The sequence below is a fragment of the Azospirillum sp. Marseille-Q6669 genome (assembly GCF_965111635.1).
Genome location: NZ_CBCOOP010000002.1, coordinates 647810 through 664679, shown reverse-complemented (window position 1 = coordinate 664679; position 16870 = coordinate 647810). Strand labels below are relative to the sequence as shown.

At 67.4% G+C, this 16870-nt stretch carries 15 protein-coding genes, 2 tRNA genes and 1 pseudogene; 6 read left to right on the top strand and 12 right to left on the bottom strand.

What is annotated here, in order from left to right; translation table 11 throughout:
- Positions 1–34 precede the first annotated feature (34 nt).
- The 5 genes from ACWPXE_RS14430 to ACWPXE_RS14410 all read right to left on the bottom strand — a co-directional run bounded on the left by ACWPXE_RS14430 (position 35) and on the right by ACWPXE_RS14410 (position 4959).
- Positions 35–1153, bottom strand: a complete 1119-nt coding sequence (locus tag ACWPXE_RS14430) for a DNA polymerase III subunit delta' (protein WP_454018389.1) — start codon at positions 1151–1153, stop codon at positions 35–37.
- A 1-nt stretch (position 1154) separates the two neighbouring features.
- On the bottom strand, positions 1155–1787 hold the full coding sequence (gene tmk, locus ACWPXE_RS14425) for a dTMP kinase (RefSeq protein ID WP_454018388.1): 633 nt from the start codon (positions 1785–1787) through the stop codon (positions 1155–1157).
- A gap of 70 nt (positions 1788–1857) precedes the next feature.
- Complete coding sequence (locus tag ACWPXE_RS14420; RefSeq protein ID WP_454018387.1) at positions 1858–3024, bottom strand: D-alanyl-D-alanine carboxypeptidase family protein; 1167 nt, start codon at positions 3022–3024, stop codon at positions 1858–1860.
- 93 nt (positions 3025–3117) lie between these two features.
- A complete protein-coding gene (locus ACWPXE_RS14415) occupies positions 3118–4029 on the bottom strand; it encodes a septal ring lytic transglycosylase RlpA family protein (RefSeq protein WP_454018386.1) in 912 nt (303 codons plus the stop codon).
- 105 nt (positions 4030–4134) lie between these two features.
- Positions 4135–4959 carry a YdcF family protein gene (locus ACWPXE_RS14410; RefSeq protein WP_454018779.1) on the bottom strand — a complete coding sequence of 275 codons (825 nt, stop codon included), beginning with the start codon at positions 4957–4959 and terminating at the stop codon, positions 4135–4137.
- Positions 4960–6037: 1078 nt separating this feature from the next.
- Between ACWPXE_RS14410 and ACWPXE_RS14405 the strand changes: the two are divergent.
- Positions 6038–7087, top strand: a pseudogene (locus ACWPXE_RS14405) (methyl-accepting chemotaxis protein); the annotation flags it as partial.
- 93 nt (positions 7088–7180) lie between these two features.
- Here ACWPXE_RS14405 and ACWPXE_RS14400 read toward each other — a convergent pair.
- The 5 genes from ACWPXE_RS14400 to ACWPXE_RS14380 all read right to left on the bottom strand — a co-directional run bounded on the left by ACWPXE_RS14400 (position 7181) and on the right by ACWPXE_RS14380 (position 13203).
- Positions 7181–9832: a valine--tRNA ligase gene (locus ACWPXE_RS14400; protein WP_454018385.1), complete on the bottom strand. Its 2652-nt coding sequence runs from the start codon at positions 9830–9832 to the stop codon at positions 7181–7183.
- Between the two features lie 56 nt (positions 9833–9888).
- Entirely contained in the window at positions 9889–10575 is a 687-nt protein-coding gene (locus ACWPXE_RS14395; protein ID WP_454018384.1) for a DUF2497 domain-containing protein, read from the bottom strand.
- Positions 10576–10716: 141 nt separating this feature from the next.
- The gene (locus ACWPXE_RS14390; protein ID WP_454018383.1) at positions 10717–12075 is read right to left on the bottom strand and encodes a TolC family outer membrane protein; all 1359 of its coding nucleotides are present in this window, start codon (positions 12073–12075) and stop codon (positions 10717–10719) included.
- A 35-nt stretch (positions 12076–12110) separates the two neighbouring features.
- Positions 12111–12437, bottom strand: a complete 327-nt coding sequence (locus ACWPXE_RS14385; RefSeq protein ID WP_237903573.1) for a rhodanese-like domain-containing protein — start codon at positions 12435–12437, stop codon at positions 12111–12113.
- Between the two features lie 109 nt (positions 12438–12546).
- Positions 12547–13203 (bottom strand): protein-L-isoaspartate O-methyltransferase family protein, encoded by a 657-nt coding sequence (locus ACWPXE_RS14380; protein ID WP_237903574.1) that lies wholly within the window; start codon positions 13201–13203, stop codon positions 12547–12549.
- Positions 13204–13421: 218 nt separating this feature from the next.
- On the opposite strand from ACWPXE_RS14380, the gene ACWPXE_RS14375 reads away from it, so the two are divergent.
- The 3 genes from ACWPXE_RS14375 to ACWPXE_RS14365 all read left to right on the top strand — a co-directional run bounded on the left by ACWPXE_RS14375 (position 13422) and on the right by ACWPXE_RS14365 (position 14232).
- A tRNA-Cys gene (locus ACWPXE_RS14375) sits at positions 13422–13495 on the top strand.
- A gap of 220 nt (positions 13496–13715) precedes the next feature.
- Positions 13716–13791, top strand: a tRNA-Asn gene (locus ACWPXE_RS14370).
- 210 nt (positions 13792–14001) lie between these two features.
- Positions 14002–14232: a hypothetical protein gene (locus ACWPXE_RS14365; protein ID WP_454018382.1), complete on the top strand. Its 231-nt coding sequence runs from the start codon at positions 14002–14004 to the stop codon at positions 14230–14232.
- Positions 14233–14325: 93 nt separating this feature from the next.
- Here ACWPXE_RS14365 and ACWPXE_RS14360 read toward each other — a convergent pair whose 3' ends face one another.
- Both ACWPXE_RS14360 and ACWPXE_RS14355 read right to left on the bottom strand, forming a co-directional pair.
- Positions 14326–14565 (bottom strand): hypothetical protein, encoded by a 240-nt coding sequence (locus ACWPXE_RS14360; protein ID WP_174439373.1) that lies wholly within the window; start codon positions 14563–14565, stop codon positions 14326–14328.
- A 129-nt stretch (positions 14566–14694) separates the two neighbouring features.
- The gene (locus ACWPXE_RS14355; RefSeq protein WP_014240443.1) at positions 14695–14871 is read right to left on the bottom strand and encodes a hypothetical protein; all 177 of its coding nucleotides are present in this window, start codon (positions 14869–14871) and stop codon (positions 14695–14697) included.
- Positions 14872–15059: 188 nt separating this feature from the next.
- Between ACWPXE_RS14355 and ACWPXE_RS14350 the strand changes: the two genes are divergently transcribed.
- On the top strand, positions 15060–16070 hold the full coding sequence (locus tag ACWPXE_RS14350; RefSeq protein ID WP_454018381.1) for a S1C family serine protease: 1011 nt from the start codon (positions 15060–15062) through the stop codon (positions 16068–16070).
- An 84-nt stretch (positions 16071–16154) separates the two neighbouring features.
- Positions 16155–16763, top strand: coding sequence for an NUDIX domain-containing protein (locus ACWPXE_RS14345; RefSeq protein WP_454018380.1), 609 nt, complete (start codon positions 16155–16157; stop codon positions 16761–16763).
- Positions 16764–16870: the final 107 nt, after the last annotated feature.

Here is a 16870-nt window from a genome sequence, read left to right as displayed (position 1 = left end):
TGCCGGCCCGGATGGGCGTGTTGTGTCGTCCGTGTTAAGTAGCAGCCGCTTCCAGCGTCGCCAAGGCGTTCAGGACCACCTGCTTGCGGTCGAGGTTGGCGGATTCCGCACGGGCGAAGTGGCGTTGGACCTTTTCCCACACCTCCACCCAACGTTCAAGGCCGCGGGCGTTGGCCAGGCGGGTCATCAGGGCGGCCTCCCCAGCCACCACCTCTGCCGGCCAGGCGCCGCGGGCCAGCGACCGGACGAAGCGGGCCAGCCACCAGACGAGCAGGTCGGTGGCCGTCTCGTAGAGTCCGTCGTCCTGCTTGCGGGTCAGCTTGTCGCCGAAGGCGTGGGCGGCGGTGATGTCCAACCGCGGCAGGGTGCCGAGCAGCCCGATCAGTTCCCGGTAGAGGTCGAGCCCACCGGCCTCGGCCAGCCCGATGGCCCGGCCGATGCTGCCCTCCGCCAGCCGGGCGAGCGCCGCCCGGTCGTCGTCGCCAAGGTCCGGGCGATGTTGGGACAACAGGTTGAGGACTGTTTCTTCAGGAAGCGGTTGAAGCGTGAGCTTGCGGCAGCGGGAGCGGATGGTGGGCAGCATGCCGCCGGGATTGTCGCTGACCAGCAGCAACAAAGCGCCGGTTGGCGGCTCCTCAAGAATCTTAAGAATGGCGTTCAAACCACTGAGGTTCATGCGGTCCGCGCCGTCGATCACGGCCACGCGCCAACCACCCTCGGCGGCGGTCTTGCGCAGAAAGGGGCCGATCTTGCGCACGTCGTCCACGGCGATGTCGCGCTTCAGCCGGTCGCGCTTCTCGTCGCGCTGGCGCTCCACGGTCAGCAGGTCGGCGTGCCCGCCCGAGGCCACGCGCCGGAAGACCGGGGCGTCTGGGGACAGCGCCAGCGAGGCCGGCGGCGGCGGTGCGCCGAAGAGGCCGGCGTCCGGCGGCTCGAGCCCCCGGGACAGGACGAAGCGGGCGAAGCGGAAGGCCAGCGTCGCCTTGCCGATACCCGGCGGACCGCCGATCAACCAGGCGTGCGGCAGGCGCCCGGAGTTCCAGGCGTCGAGCAGCAGGCGCTCGGCGTCGTCATGGCCGGTCAGCGCGGGGTTGCGGCGCGGAGCGAGGGCATCCTCCTCCGCGACCGGTTCTGGCGCGCGGGCGCGGCTCACCTCAGGAGGCTCCCAAGCGACGGGTCACCGTGTCCAGAATGGTCGCCTGCACCGTTTCCACGGGGTGTCCGGCGTCGACGACCACGCAACGCTCCGGCTCCCGCGCGGCGATGTCGAGGAAGCCGTCGCGCAGGCGGTGGTGGAAGGCGACGTCCATGCGCTCGTAGCGGTCCTCCCCGCCGCGCCGGGCGGCGGCCCGGGCCAGCCCGTCCTCCACCGGCAGATCGAGGATCAAGGTCAGGTCGGGCCGGAAATCGCCCAGGGCGGTGGCCTGGAGCGTGGCGACCAGATCGCGCCCCAGCCCCAGCCCGTAGCCCTGATAGGCCATGGTGCTGTCGAAGAAGCGGTCGCAGATGACCCAGTGCCCGGCCTCCAGCGCCGGCCAGACGGTCCGCTCCAGATGGTCGCGGCGGGCGGCGGTGTGCAGCAGCGCCTCGGTCACCGGACCCCAGCGGCCGGTCTCGCCGGACACCAGAAGGCCGCGGATCTCCTCGGCGCCCGGCGAGCCGCCGGGCTCGCGGGTCAGCACCACCCGCTTCCCCAAACCGATCAGCGCGTCGGCGAGCAGGCGGATCTGGGTGGTCTTGCCCGCCCCCTCGCCGCCCTCCAGCGTGATGAACCGCCCGCGCGTCATGGTCTGCTCCCGATGGTGATGAGGCCCGCCGCGTTCCGAAATCCGGCGGTGACGGGCCGGCTTACACCAATCAGCTCGCCCCGAAAATGAGGAACTTCGCCGCCGCCAGGGCGCGGCCCACGAAGCCCAGCTTCTCCACGTCCTGGGCGGCGACCACCGGGAACTCCTTGCCCGGGAAGCCCGGCGCGGAGACGACCACCTTGCCGACCACGTCGCCCTTCTTCACCGGCGCGGCGACCGGGGCGTTGCTGACCAGCGACACCTTCATGCCGCTGCGGTCGGCGCGGGCCATGGTGACCTTCATGTCCTCCGGCACGGTGACCGGAACGGTGTCCTGCGCGCCCAGCCAGAGCGGCACCTGATCGACCGTCTCGCCCGCCTTGAACAGGGCGTAGGTGGCGAATTCGCGGAAGCCCCACTCGATCAGCCGGGCCGATTCGTCGGCGCGGGCCTGCATGCTCGGCAGCCCGTTGACCACCAGGACGAGGCGGCGCCCTTCCCGCTCCGCCGAGGCGGTCAGGCCATAGCCGCCGGCCTCGGTGTGGCCGGTCTTCATGCCGTCCACGTCCATGCCGCGGTAGAGCAGCGGGTTGCGGTTGCCCTGGTTGATGCCGTGATACTTGAACTCCCGGATCGAATAGTAGTGGTAGTATTCCGGGAAGTCCTTGATCAGATGCTCGGCCAGGATCGCGAGATCGCGAGCGGTCATGTAGTGATTCGGGTCGGGCCAGCCCGTCGCGTTGGTCAGGTTGGTGTCCTTCAGCCCCAAATCACGGGCGCGCTTGTTCATGCGCTCGGCAAAGGCCGATTCGGAGCCGGCGAGACCTTCGGCGAAGACGATGCAGGCGTCGTTGCCCGACTGCACGATCACGCCCTTGATGAGGTCGTCGACCTTGATGTTGTTGTGCAGCTCCACGAACATCTTGGAGCCCTGCATCCGCCACGCGCGCTCCGACACCGGCAGCGTGCTGTCCAGCGTCAGCCGGCCTTCCTTGATCGCGTCGAAGACCATGTACATCGTCATGATCTTGCTCATCGAGGACGGCGCCATGCGCTGATCCGGGCTCTTCTCGAACAGCACGGTGTTCGAGGTGATATCGACCAGGATCGCCTGCTTGGCGATGGTTTCGATGCTGGCGGCGTGAGCCACCGGCCCCACCCCCGCCGCGAACAGCGCGACCGCAAGGCCCATGGCGAAACGGGTGCGGGCAACGCGGGTGCGGACGACAGCGACCATGACAACTCCCTTCGAAACGCGGACTGGACAAGACGTGAAACGGAACGAGGCCCGGTGTCGGGCCAAGCTTGGACTGGGCTCGCTCGCCGGTGATCAATCAACCACGATTTTGGCGTCGGTAAGGCCGGCTTGGAGGATCTGGTTCAAAACGGCGTCGGCGGAGTCCACGCTGGCCAGCGGCCCCACCCTCACCCGCTGAAGACGCTGCCGCCCCGCGACCGTCTGGGTGACCTGCGCCTGTTGGCCCAGCGAGGCCAGACGGGCGCGCACGCGGGTGACGTTGTCCGGACTGCCGAAGGCGCCGACCTGGACGTAGATCTGCTCATAGGGCTTCACCGGAAGCTCGGCGACCACCGGGGCCGGAACGAATCGTCCGTCGACCATGTCGCCGGCCACCGTCGTGGGCGGCGGCACCGGGGCGCGGGTGACCGCGGCGGGAGTCGCGCGGGCGACGCCGCCGACCTCCACCGAGCCGCGCGGGGCGGCCTTCGGCGGCGGGCCGTCCAACTCCGCCAGCATCGGGGCCGGCGTGCCCTGGCGGGCCGCGGCGGCGACCGCTCGGCTTTCCTCGGCCAGGATCTGCACGCGCACCTTGGCCGTGCCGTTGCCTTCGAACCCCAGCAATTGCGCGCCGCGCCGCGACATGTCGATGATTCGCCCGTTGGCGTAGGGGCCGCGGTCGTTGATGCGAACAACCAACGACCGGCCGTTGTCGAGATTGGTGACGCGCACGAGGCTTGGCATGGGCAAGGTCTTGTGCGCGGCCGTCAGCTCATTTTGGTCGTAAACCTCGCCGTTGGCGGTGACCTTTTGGTGGAATCCCGGCCCATACCAGGAGGCGATTCCGGTCTCGCTGTAGGAGTAATCCTCGGCGGGGTAATACCAGACGCCGTTGACCTGATAGGGCTTGCCGACCTTGTAGACGCCGCTGCGCGGCAGTCCGGAGGAGGATGGCGTGGGCGGCGCGGACGCACAGGCGGCGAGCGTCAGCGCTCCTGCGAGCACGACTGCCCCCCTCAGCATATGCGCGCGTCGCATGGCCCCACCCCGCTAAATCTGGTGGCGCCACTCTAGCCGAGTTACCTCGCCGCGCCAACCGCGCAACACCCCTCAGGAGCCCGCCTGTGCTGCAGTGCGGTCATGGGCGGGCCCCGGAAACAGCGCATCGGTCCGCCCCATCAGGCGGTAGGCGACGAGGCCGATCCATTCGCGTACCGGGTCCTGGAGCGCGTCGATCTGCTTGTCGAACTCGAACCGGACGAAAGGCCGTCCGCCGAAGCGCGTGCGGTAATCGACCGGATAGGGAATGACGTCCCAACCAACCTGCCGGAAGATACCGACCGAACGCGGCATGTGCATCGCCGAGGTCACAAGGACCCAGGTCTCCCCCGGCTTCGGCTTGACGAGCCGCTGGCTGAACAGGGCGTTCTCCCAGGTGTTGCGGGACTCGTTCTCGTAGGTCACGCTGTCCGGATCGATTCCGACCTGCCGAAGCGCGCCGCGGACGGCAAGGTCCTCGCGCAGTTCCAGGGCGTCCTGCCCGGCCAGACGCCCTGAGCCGCCGGTGAAGACCGCATGAGCCTGCGGATAGCGGCGGATCAGCTCGGCGAAGCCCAGGACACGCTCCGCCGCGTCGTTGACGGACGGCTCGCCGCGATCGCGGGTGATCGGTGGGTTCACCGCTCCGCCCAGCATGATGATGCCGTCCACCCGCTCCGGCAACTCGGGGCGGGGAAAACGCTCCTCCAGCGGTAGCGCGACCCACGAGGCGATCGGCGTGACCATGACGATGACGAAGCCCACGGTCACCGCCACGACCAGCCGCCGCCCCCAGTGGGCCAGACGGCGGGTGAACAGCAGCGCCGTTCCGGCGGTGAGGATCAGCACGAGCAGATTGCCCGGCGAAACCAGGAGCCACAGCAGCTTCGACAGCACGAAGGACAACAGCCGACCTCCCCTTTCGATTTTCGGTGGTTTCTAGATACGGATGTTCATCCCCGATGCCCAGGGGGCGACGGCACGGTAACGAATCCGCCATCGATCCGTAACAGCGGCGTCTTCGGCGGCGGGTAAGGTCCGCGGTGCAACCAAGGATTTCCCGCATATGCTGTCGAACATTTCCATCGGCACGCGAATCGCGCTGCTGGTCGCCGCGTCCGTGGTCACCTTGGGCCTGCTGGGTGGGACGGTCACCGTCGGCGCCCAGCGCATGTTCGAGGCGACCGCCGAACTGGACCAGTTCCGCGACGCCTATGAGCACACCGCCGCCATCGAGCGCCGGGCCAGCCGTCTGCGCTTCCAGGCGCTTCGTTTCGTGGCCGACCGCGACGAGACGGCGGCCGACGCCTTCGCGAAGAACGCCGAGGAAGCCTCGCGCCTGCTGGACGATCTCAAGGAACGCGGCGTGGAGCGCCTGCCGCAGGAGGAGTTGGGCCATCTGTCGCAGGGCATCGGCACGCTGACGGAGCGCTTCTCGTCGGTGGTCGCGCGCGCAAAGGAACTGGGCCTGTCCGACGACAGCGGCCTGCGCGGTGTGCTGCGCGCCTCGGCCCGCGCCATTGAGGACGAACTGAAGCAGTGGCCGAACGCCGACAAGCTGACCGGCCGCATGGAGTCCATGCGGAAGATGGAGAAGGACTTCATCATCTACAGCGACGAATCGCTGCTGTCCGGCCACCGCAAGGCCTTCAACGAATTCACCTTCTTCCTCGCCGATTCAGGCCTGGACACGGCCACCCAGACCAGGCTGGAGAAGCAGGCCCGCACCTACCGCAGCGACCTCGGCCGCTTTGTGGACGCCACCAAGGCCTTCCGGGCCGAGGTGCAGACCTTCAACGACGCCTTCCAGGCCATGGTGCCGCGTTTCGAGGCCCTGCTGGAGTCGGCCAACGCCGGCATGGCCGGGGCGGTGGAGACGCAGAACCGGGTGCGCGGCGAGGTGATCGCCAACGTGCTTCAGGTCGGCTCCGTCCTGCTGGTCGGCTTCGCGATCATCAGCCTGCTCGTCGCCCGCAGCATCACCCGACCGCTGCGCCTGATCGAGGGCGTGATGGAGCGGCTGGCCGGCGGTGACCGGACGGCAACCGTGCCGGAGACCGGACGGCGAGACGAGATCGGTGCGATGGCCCGCGCCGTCAGTGTGTTCAAGGAGAATCTTCAGCGCACGCATGAACTGGAGCAGGAGTCCCGCCGGGCCGAACGGCGGGCGGAAGAGGAGCGGGAAACCGCGCTGCGCGCCATCGCCCACGACTTCGATTCGGCCTTCGGGCGCGTGCTGCACACGGTCAGCCACGCCGCCGACCAGATCCGCAACGGCGCCCACATCCTGCGCGACACCGCGGAGAAGATGAAGGAACAGGCGCTCGACACGTCCGAGAAGGCGGAGCGGACCTCCGAGGTGGTCGGCATCGTAAACAACGTATCGCGCACCCTCTCCGCCTCCATCGGCGAGATCGGCGGGCGGGTGACCACCTCCAGCACAGCCATCCGCCGCGCCGTGGACCACGCCCGGCAGAGCGACTCGGCGGTGGCGGCACTGGCTGACAGCTCGCAGCGGATCGGGGAGATCGTCCGTCTGATCAACGACATCGCCGGGCAGACGAACCTGCTGGCCCTGAACGCCACCATCGAAGCCGCCCGCGCCGGAGAGGCCGGCAAGGGCTTCGCCGTCGTCGCCTCGGAGGTCAAGGTGCTGGCCAACCAGACCGCCAAGGCGACCGAAGACATCGCCGGTCAGGTCGGCGCCATCCAGGAGGCCACCGGCTCCGTCGTCGAGGCAATCCGTGCCATCCGGACCACCGTTGAGGAGGTCGCCCACCTGTCGGAGGACGTGTCCGCCGCCGTGCGCGACCAGCTCGAACAGACCGAGGAGATCGTCGGCGCCGTGGGCCGGGCCAACGACAACACCCACGAGGTGACCGAGAGCGTCAGCACCATGGCGATCACCGCCGCGGAGACCGGTAAGTCGGCCATCGAGATGATCTACTCCGCCGCCCAACTGGCGGACGAACTCCGGCAGCTCGAAGCCGACGCCGACCGCTTCGTGTCCTCCATCAAGATCTGAGGCACCAAGCTGTCAGGCACTCTTCAGACAAAGAGAAAGGGCAGGAGCCGAAGCCCCTGCCCTTTCTCGCTTTTGGGATCTGGATGACCAGCCTTACGCGGCCAGCATCTCCAGCGCCTTCTGCAGCTTGTCGCGGGCCTGCTCCGCGGTGTCGCGGCGGTCGCGCTGCTCCTCGATCACCTCTTCCGGCGCCTTGGCGACGAACTGCTCGTTCGACAGCTTGGCGTCGATCTTCTTGATCTCGCCGGACAGCTTCTCGATCTCCTTGGTCAGGCGCGCTCGCTCCTTGTCGAGGTCGACGATGCCTTCCAGCGGCAGGATCAGCGTGGCCTCGTCGAGCACCGCCTGAACGGCGCTCTTGGGCACCGGGCCGGACAGCGGCTCGACGCTGGCCAGACGGCCCATGCGCAGGATCAGGTCGCGGTGCGTGTCCAGCCGCTTCAGGCTCTCCGGACCGGCGTCCTTCAGCTTCAGTTCGATCTGCGCCGCGGGCGGGACGTTCATCTCCGACCGCATGGAGCGGACCGAGGAAATCGTCCGCACCACCCAATCCATCTCGTCACGGGCGGCCGGGTCGATCAGTTCCGCGCCATGTTCCGGCCAATGGGCGGAGATCAGGCGGTTCGCCCGGTCGGTGGACAGCTGCTCCCACAGCTCCTCGGTGATGAAAGGCATCAGCGGGTGGAGCATGTGCAGGATCTCGTCCAGAACCCAGGCGGTGGTCGCCCGCGTCTCGGCGATGGCGGCCTCGTCCGAACCGTTCAGGATCGGCTTGGTGAACTCCAGGTACCAGTCGCAGAAGGTGCCCCAGGTGAAGGCGTAGGCGGTGTTGGCGGCCTCGTTGAACTTGTAGGCCTCGATGGACTCGCCGACCTTCTTCGCCGCCTCCGCCAGGGCGCCGACGATCCAGCGGTTGACCGTCTGGGTCAGCCCGACCGGCTTGAAGCCAGGGACCGGGGCCACCCCGTTCATCTGGGTGTAGCGCGCGGCGTTCCACAGCTTCGTCGCGAAGTTGCGGTAGCCCTCGACGCGGCTGACCGCCAGCTTGATGTCGCGGCCCTGGGCGGCCATGGCCGTCAGGGTGAAGCGCAGGGCGTCGGTGCCGTACTGGTCGATCAGTTCAAGCGGGTCGATGACGTTGCCCTTGGACTTCGACATCTTCTGGCCCTTCTCATCGCGGACCAGAGCGTGGATGTAGACCGTCCGGAAGGGCACGTCCTTCATGAAGTGCAGGCCCATCATCATCATCCGGGCGACCCAGAAGAAGATGATGTCGAAGCCCGTCACCAGCACATCGGTCGGGTAATAGCGCGCCAGTTCCGGAGTCTCGTCCGGCCAACCCAGCGTGGAGAAGGGCCACAGGGCCGACGAGAACCAGGTGTCCAGCACATCCTGGTCGCGGGTCAGCTCGACGTCCTTGCCGTAATGGGCCTGGGCCGCGGCGATGGCCGCCCCCTCGGTCTCCTCGACGAAGAAATGACCGTCCGGGCCGTACCAGGCGGGAATCTGATGGCCCCACCAGATCTGGCGGCTGATGCACCAGGGCTGGATGTTGCGCATCCACTCGAAATAGGTGTTCTCCCACTGCTTGGGAACGAAAACGGTCTTGCCGGTCTCCACGGCCTCGATGGCCGGCTTGGCGAGCGTGGCGGCGTCCACGTACCACTGATCGGTCAGCCAGGGCTCGATGGCGACGCCGGAACGGTCACCGTGCGGCACCATGTGGGTGTGCGGCTCGATCTTCTCCAGCAGGCCCAGCGCCTCCAGCTCGGCCACGACCTTCTTGCGCGCCTCGTAACGGTCGAGCCCGCGGTAGGCCTCCGGAACCTCGTCGCCGGTGATGCGGGCGTCGCGGTCCATGATGTTGATGGCCGCAAGGTTGTTGCGCCGCCCGACCTCGAAGTCGTTGAAGTCGTGGGCCGGGGTGATCTTCACGGCACCCGAGCCGGTCTCCGGATCGGCGTACTCGTCGCCGACGATGGGGATCAGGCGGCCGACCAGCGGCAGGACGACGTTCCTGCCGATCAGGTCCTTGTAGCGCTCATCCTCCGGATGGACGGCGACGCCGGTGTCGCCCAGCATCGTCTCGGGACGCGTGGTGGCGACCACGATGAAGCGGTCCGCCTCGCCTTCAATCGGGTAGCGGAAGTGCCAGAGGTTGCCCTTGATCTCCTTCTGCTCGACCTCGAGGTCGGAGATGGCGGTGTGCAGCTTGGGGTCCCAATTGACCAGCCGCTTGTCCTTGTAGATCAGCCCCTGCTTATGCAACTCCACGAACACCTTGCGGACGGCGCGGCTCAGCCCCTCGTCCATGGTGAAGCGCTCGCGCGGCCAGTCGGGCGAGGCGCCCAGCCGGCGCAGCTGGCGGGTGATGGTGCCGCCCGATTCGGCCTTCCACTCCCACACCTTGTCGATGAAGGCGTCGCGGCCGAAGTCGTGGCGCGTCTTGCCTTCCTTGGCAAGGTTCCGTTCCACGACCATCTGGGTCGCGATGCCGGCGTGGTCGGTGCCCGGCTGCCACAGCGCGTCGCGCCCGCGCATCCGGTTGTAGCGGGTCAGAACGTCCTGGAGCGTGAAGGTCAGCGCGTGGCCCATGTGCAGGCTGCCGGTCACGTTCGGCGGCGGCATCATGATGGTGTAGGGCTTGCCGTTCGACTCGGTCTTCGCCGCGAACGCGCCCGTCTCTTCCCACAGCCGGTAGTGCTTTTCCTCGACCTCGGCGGGCCGGTACGTCTTTTCCAACATCACCAGGAACTTTCGCTTACGAATTCAAACGGAATGCGTGGCGGGCGTGACGCCGCTCAGAATTTCTGGGAGCGCCGGATCATCCGGTCGATTTCCTGCTGGACCAGCCGTTCGACGATGGTCGGCAGATTCTCGTCCAGCCACTCCTTCAGCAGCGGCTTCAACAGCTCGCGGACGACTTCCTCCACGGTGCGGACGCCGACGGGCATCGGGCCGATGGACAGGTCGTCGCCGAGCTGGCGCGCCAGATGCGTGAAGTGGTGGGACGATTCCTCGGCCACCCGACGGGAGATCAGCCCGTCGTCTAGACCCGACGGACGGATGCGCGGCCGCGGCGGGGGCGGTTCGTCGTCATCGAAATCGTCGAAGGCCGGCGCCGGACGCTTCGCGGCGGGACGTGGCGGCGGAGGCGGCGGTTCGGGGTCCGGCGCGTGATACGCCGGCTCCGGGTCGGCCATGCCACCGAAGGCCGGCTCGTCACGCCACGGATCGGGCTCCGGTTCGTCGGGCTCGTCCCTCCGCTCGTCCTGGAGCATCTGCGTGAGTTCCAGAACATCATCGTCGTCATCCTCCATGGGGGGAGGCGGCGGCGGGGGTGGAGGAGGTGGCGGCGGGGGAGGAGGTGGGGGGCGGCGGAGGGGCGCCGCTTCCGCCTTCGCGGGTTCGCCGTCCTCCGAGATGATGCGGCGGATGGAGGCGAGGATCTCCTCCATCGACGGTTCTTGCTGGCCTTTATCGCTCATCGTGGCAAACCCGGGGACGTCATCCTGACGCGGACACTAGGGCAGGACTGGGTAAAAAGCCACCAGACAAAAACGGCCCGCCGAGGCGGGCCGTTTCGATCATCCGGGGACGATCACCCAGGAAGGGGCATTCAAGTGCGATCACTCCGGAACGCCGGTGCCGATCCACTTGTTCCGCACCTGCTTGTAGTGCGTGTCGGCGTCGTAATACTGGACCGGCAGGTTGAGCTGCCGCGCCGTCAACTGGCCGATGGCGCCGAGGACCGTGAAGGCCTGGACCATCTCGGTCCGCTGCGCGCGGACGAGGTTGACGCGGGCGTTCAGCAGTTCCTGCTCCTGGTTCAACACGTCGAGCACGGTGCGCGAGCCGACCTGGGCTTCCTGCCGCACGCCTTCCAGCGCGATCTCGGCGGCCCGGATCTGGGAGTTGTAGGATTCGATGCTCGCCCGCGCAGCCTGCAGGCCCTGCCACGCGCTGATCGCCGCCTCGACCGCCTGACGGCGGGTGTCGTCGATCTGCAGTCGGGCCTGATTCGCCGTGTGCTTCGCCTCTCGGGTCAGCGCTTCCGGCAGGCCGGCCTGATAGAGCGGGATGGTGAGCTGCGCGGTGAGCTGCGCGCCGTCCTGCCGCTTGATGTCGATGCCCGACGACCGGCCGGCGTCGATGGTGCGGTTGGCCTGCGCCGACAGGTTGGCCGACGGGAGCAGGCGGCCGAACTGCTGGTCCACCGCCTCGCGCTGCGCCGCCTCGGTGTAGGTGGCCGACAGCACCGACGGGTTGTTGGAACGGGCCATCTCGACGACCTCGTCGAGCGTCCCCGGCAGCTTGAACTTCGGCTTCGGCGCCTTCAGCTTGCCCGGCATCGATCCGACGACGCGCTCGTAGGTCGCGCGCGACGCCTGGAGCGTGCCATCGGCGGAGATGCGGGCGGCGATGGAGGCGGCCAGGCGCGATTCCGACTGGCTGACGTCGGTGCGGGTGTACTCGCCGACGCGGAAGCGGTCGCGGGCGGCGTCGAGCTGGCGGCGCAGGACCTGCTCGTTGTTGGCCTGGAGTTCCAGCACCGCCTGGTTCTGCACGACGTCCAGATAGGCCGCCGCGGCGTTCAGCAGGATCTGCTGCTCGTTGGCGAGCACGGTGGCGCGCTGGGCTTCGACGGTGCGCTCGGCGCGGCGGACGGCCGGACCTACGGTCGCGTCGTAGAGCGGCTGGGTGGCGGTGACGCCGACGCTCTTGGCGTTGTTCTCGGAACCGGTTTCGCCGCCCTGAAAGGTGCTGTTGGTGGCGTTGCGGGTGATGCCCGCGGTCGCCCGCACCGTCGGACGGTAGCCGGACAGGGCCTGAGGAACGCTTTCGTCCACGGCGCGCTGACGGGCGCGCTGGGCGGCGAGCGCCGGGTTGTTGGAATAGGCCTGCGCTAGCGCGTCTTCGAGGGATTGGGCCGACGCGGTGTCGATGCCCCCGACGAAGGCAACCCCCAGCGTGAGGGCGGTCGCCATCAAATGGCGCGCGAAACGGCTTCGCACAGTCATGTTCAATAGACCTTCATGTTCGGGTCGATTCGGCGCGCCCAGGCATCCACCCCGCCATTCAGATTGGTGGCGCGGGAAAATCCCTGGGAACGCAACCACATGGTCACCTGCGCACTGCGCCCGCCGTGGTGACAGACGACAACGATGTCGCGGTCCCGCGGCAACTCCCCGGCGCGGGCGGGCAGCGCCCCCATCGGAATGTGGAGGCTGTTGGGAAGGGCGCAGATGGCCACCTCCCCCGGTTCCCGTACATCGAGCACCAGCGGATCGCCACCCGATGTCCGGATGCGGTCCAGATCCTCGACTTCCATGTCAAACGGCGCCGGCATGCCTTGATTCTCCGCTGCGGGCCGCAGGACCGCGGCCGGTGAAAGGCAAGGTGACAGGCTGGGGGACGGTCGAAAGGGGCCGAAGCCCCTCGGGTCACTCTTTCCGGGATCAGAATACAAATTTCGGCTTGGCTTCGAAACCGGGCAACGGGTGCGGATGCGCCTCGAACAGCGTGCGGGCCGAGGTGACTCCGCCGCTGCGCTGGTACAGCTTCACTTCGCCGACCCTGCGATCGCCCAGAACGGCGGCAACCAGCCGTCCGCCCTCGGTCAGCTGGGCCAGGATGCCTTCCGGCACCTCCGAAACGAGGCCCTCGATGACGATCACGTCGTAGGGTGCCTGCTGCGGGTAGCCTTCTGTCAGCGGAGCGGTGATGACGACGGCATTGTCGACGCCGACCGCGCTCAGCGATTCCGTGGCCTGCCGGGCCAGCTCGGTGTCGGACTCGATGCCGACAACGGTCGCCGCGAGGCGGGCCAGCACGGCGGTCGAGTAGCCGGAGCCGCTGCCGATGTCGAGCACGACGTCGGTCTCGTCGATGCCCACTTCCTGGAGCATGCGGGCGAAGACCATCGGCTCCATCAGATAGCGGCCGTTGCCGATGGCGAGATCCTCGTCCACATAGGCGAAGCCGCGCGCCGCCTTCGGTACGAACTGTTCACGGGGAATGTCGAGCATGGCATCGACCAGACGCTGGTCGGTCACCTTGTTCGGTCGGATCTGCCCTTCGACCATGTTGAGACGGGCGGCGGCGTATTCGGACATGGCGGTCGCTTACAATCTGGTGGACGGAGCGCGGCGCCAAGCCGTGGGTCGCGGCCTCGCTGCCTCGTCGCGTATATATCTTCAAAGTCTCACGAACACAACGCCACACCGGATCATCGAAAAAACGCCGCGAAGGCGCTTGACCACCCCTTTGAACCGCAGTATACGTCCGCTCCCACGCCGCGGCGCTCCCGCTAGGGGGTGCCGGACGCAAGGATGGCGCGGTGGCAGAGTGGTGATGCAGCGGACTGCAAATCCGTGTACGTGGGTTCGATTCCCGCCCGTGCCTCCATCCTTGATGCAGCTGAGACAGCAGAAAAATCAAAGCGTTTGATGAGCATCGTGCCTGTGCGGCCCGGTGCTTTTCGGCGTTTTGGCATTGCGCCTTTCCAGCCCCCTGCCCTGCCCCCGCCGTCGTTTTTTTGACATCAAAAGACTTGGCAAGCGTCGGAGGGTCGGCTATATAGCCGCCCACGCCGGACGTTGCGCATCGCAAGGGCCGGTCAGACTGATCCCGGTTAGCTCAGTCGGTAGAGCAGCGGACTGTTAATCCGCGTGTCGCTGGTTCGAGTCCAGCACCGGGAGCCATTTCGATGAAAAGGCCGAGTCCTCGCAGACTCGGCCTTTTCTCATAGCGGTCACTCATATCGTCCCTTCACCGCCACCGCTTCCGGCATCATCCGAAGGAACGAGCGTTCCGACCGAAGGCTTGATGCCGCCGCAACGCTTCCGGCGCTACAATTCCACCGGACACCCACACGAGTCGGGATTGCGCCTGTTCAGCGGTGGAGGCGACCCATGACCCTTCTCCCCCTCAACTTTCGACCCTTCACACCCAAGGCTGCACCCCCTCGGCCCGACGGCCGGCAGGAAGACGGTGGCTGGATCGCCGCGGTGGCGATCATCGCCCTCGCCATGGCTGTTGCCGTCGCCCTGCTCGGCGTCGATTGGCACCGGATGCTGGTCCGTGGCGATGCGGCGCTGCCGGAAAACCAGCGGTCGCTGGTGGTTGCACCGATGCCCCGTTGAAATGCCGCGCTTGGACCGGTTTGGACCGAAAACCCGATGTCCGGCCGCCCTGTTCGGCTGCCTATTAAGACAGATTCCTATCGAGGCGGCTTTCTATCGAGTTTGCGGATCGTCATAGATCAGGCGGTTGTCCGCAGCCTCGCCGACGGGATCGCCGATGTCGCGTTTCCACTCGCCGCACCAATCGGTGGACAGGGTAATCGGAAAACGCCCTTCCGTGTCGCGCGGGGTCACCTGCGGCGGAAAGCGGCGGCACAAGCCCTTTGGTCCCCTCTGGCGGATGCCCTGCCCTTCCCAGAACAGGCAGGTGTAGCAATTGTCGATTCGCTTCATCGTGGGGACGCGCTCCTTCCTTCAACGACGACGCCCCCGGGGCTGCGGTCCGGCCCGGGAGCGGCGGCAGTGTCGGCCAGCCGCCCCCCCCGCGTCGATGAAGAAATGCGCGCCGGTGTCGGTGGCGCGTCACTCGTGCCGCGGCTTGCCTTTGCGCATGTCATCGGAGTGCTGAACGTAGAAGGCCTTGATCTCCGCATCCAGTTCGAGCTTCCGGCGCTCGCCGGGCGAACCGGCGGGCTCGTCGGCGAGACGCTGAAATTCCGCCACCGCCTGTTCGAGTTCGCGTTCGCTGTTGATGGGCATCGTCCCGTCCTTCGTGGTGTCGCTGGTACGGGTAACGTTGGGCGGCGGGCGGAGGTTTCACGGCCCCGACGAGAGGGCCCCGGTCGATTCGGAAATCCCCTTGATGGTTGCGCGCCGACGCTCATGTTTAATCCGGGGATCGAGCAGTCCGGCGTCCGCCCGACTCGACTCCGGCAAGGGAGGGAAGCATGACGGGTCGCTGGCGCAGCATCCCCTGGACGATGAGCTTCTTGGCGACCTTCCTTGCGCTGTTTGTTGCCATCACCGCGGCACGGGCGGACCAGCTCGACGCGGCGAAGCTGGCGGGCGCTCTCGTCCGCATCTCCGCCACCATCCTGCCCGACAGCCAGAGCGCCCGCTCGCTCGGCACGGAGCGCGAGGGCACTGGCGTCGTCATCGACGGGGCCGGGCTGATCCTCACCATCGGCTACACGATTCTGGAGGCGTCACAGCTTCAGGTCACCACTGGCGAGGGGCGCGGTTATCCCGCCGAGTTCGTGGCGTATGATCAGGCCAGCGGATTCGGGCTGCTGCGCGCCGGCATGGGCTTCAGTGCCGCCCCCGTCCGGCTCGGCGACTCCGACGCGATCAAGGAGGGGGAGCGCGCCATGGTGCTCACCCGTCAGGGCTCCACCGGGGTGCAGCCGGTGCTGATCGCCGCGAAACGCGAGTTCGCCGGCTATTGGGAGTATCTGCTGGACGAGGCGATCTTCACCACGCCGCCGATCATGGGCTTCAACGGCGCCGCCCTGATCGATCGCAAGGGTGAACTGGTCGGGATCGGCTCGCTGATCGTGCGCGACACGGTGCCGGCCCATGGCGGCGTTCCCGGCAACATGTTCGTTCCGGTTTCCGCCCTGAAGCCGATCCTGGCCGATCTCCTGGCCTTCGGGCGGCGGCAGGAGCCGGCGCGGCCCTGGCTCGGCGTCACGCTGCGCGAGGAGCAGGGCCGCCTGATGGTCGAACGGGTCACCCCGCAGAGTCCCGCGGCGACCGTGGGTATCCAACCGGGCGACATGATCGTCGGGGTCGCCGGCCAGCGGCCGAAGGGGCTGGCGGACTTCTACCGGAAGGTCTGGGGTCTCGGTCCAGCCGGTGTCACCGTGCCGCTGGAACTGCTACGTGGCCCCAAGCTGGAGCCGGTTGCCGTCCCCTCCGCCGACCGCTACAGCACGCTGAAGCTGAACCCGACCTTCTGAGAGATCCTTTGGCCGCCTCGCCCCGGACCGGCGGATGCGCTACATCCTTGGACCGTGCTCTCCCAAGCCAAGGAGTCCCCGCCCGTGGATCACCCGGACATCGAGATCCAAGAGAAGAAGAGAGCCTACAACGGCTACCTCAAGGTCGACGTCTACCGCCTGCGCCACAGGAAGTTCGATGGCTCCTGGACCGGTGTCCTGCCGCCGCGCGAAGTCTGCGTGCGCGGACAGGCCGTCGGCATCCTGCTCTACGATCCGGACCGCGACAGCGTCGTTCTGATCGAGCAGTTCCGGGTCGGCGCCGCCTCCACCGGTGGACGGGCGTGGCTGACGGAGATCGTCGCCGGCCTGTTGGACGAAGGCGAGACGCCGGAGGAGGTCGCGCGGCGCGAGGCCACGGAAGAGGCTGGCTGCACCGTGCGGGACATCGAAAGGATCTGCGACTATTATCCCAGCCCTGGCGCCTTCGACGAGCATGTCACCGTCTTCTGCGGCCGCGTGGACAGCCGGGGGCTCGCCGCAACGGGCGGGCTGGCGGAAGAGCATGAGGACATCCGCATCATGGTCCTGCCGGCCGACGAGGCGATCCGGCTGCTCGACGAGAACCGGCTGAACAACTCCATCGCCATCATCGCGCTGGGCTGGTTCGCGCGGAACCGCGACCGGCTGCGCAGTCAGTGGCTTGGGAAATAGAGGAAGTTGAGAAATAGAAAGAACGAATCAATCTCGTTCAATGCTGCATTTCACAAGCCAACCTTGAATTCCCTGGTGCGCAATCCGATAGTGTTGCCCGGTTCATC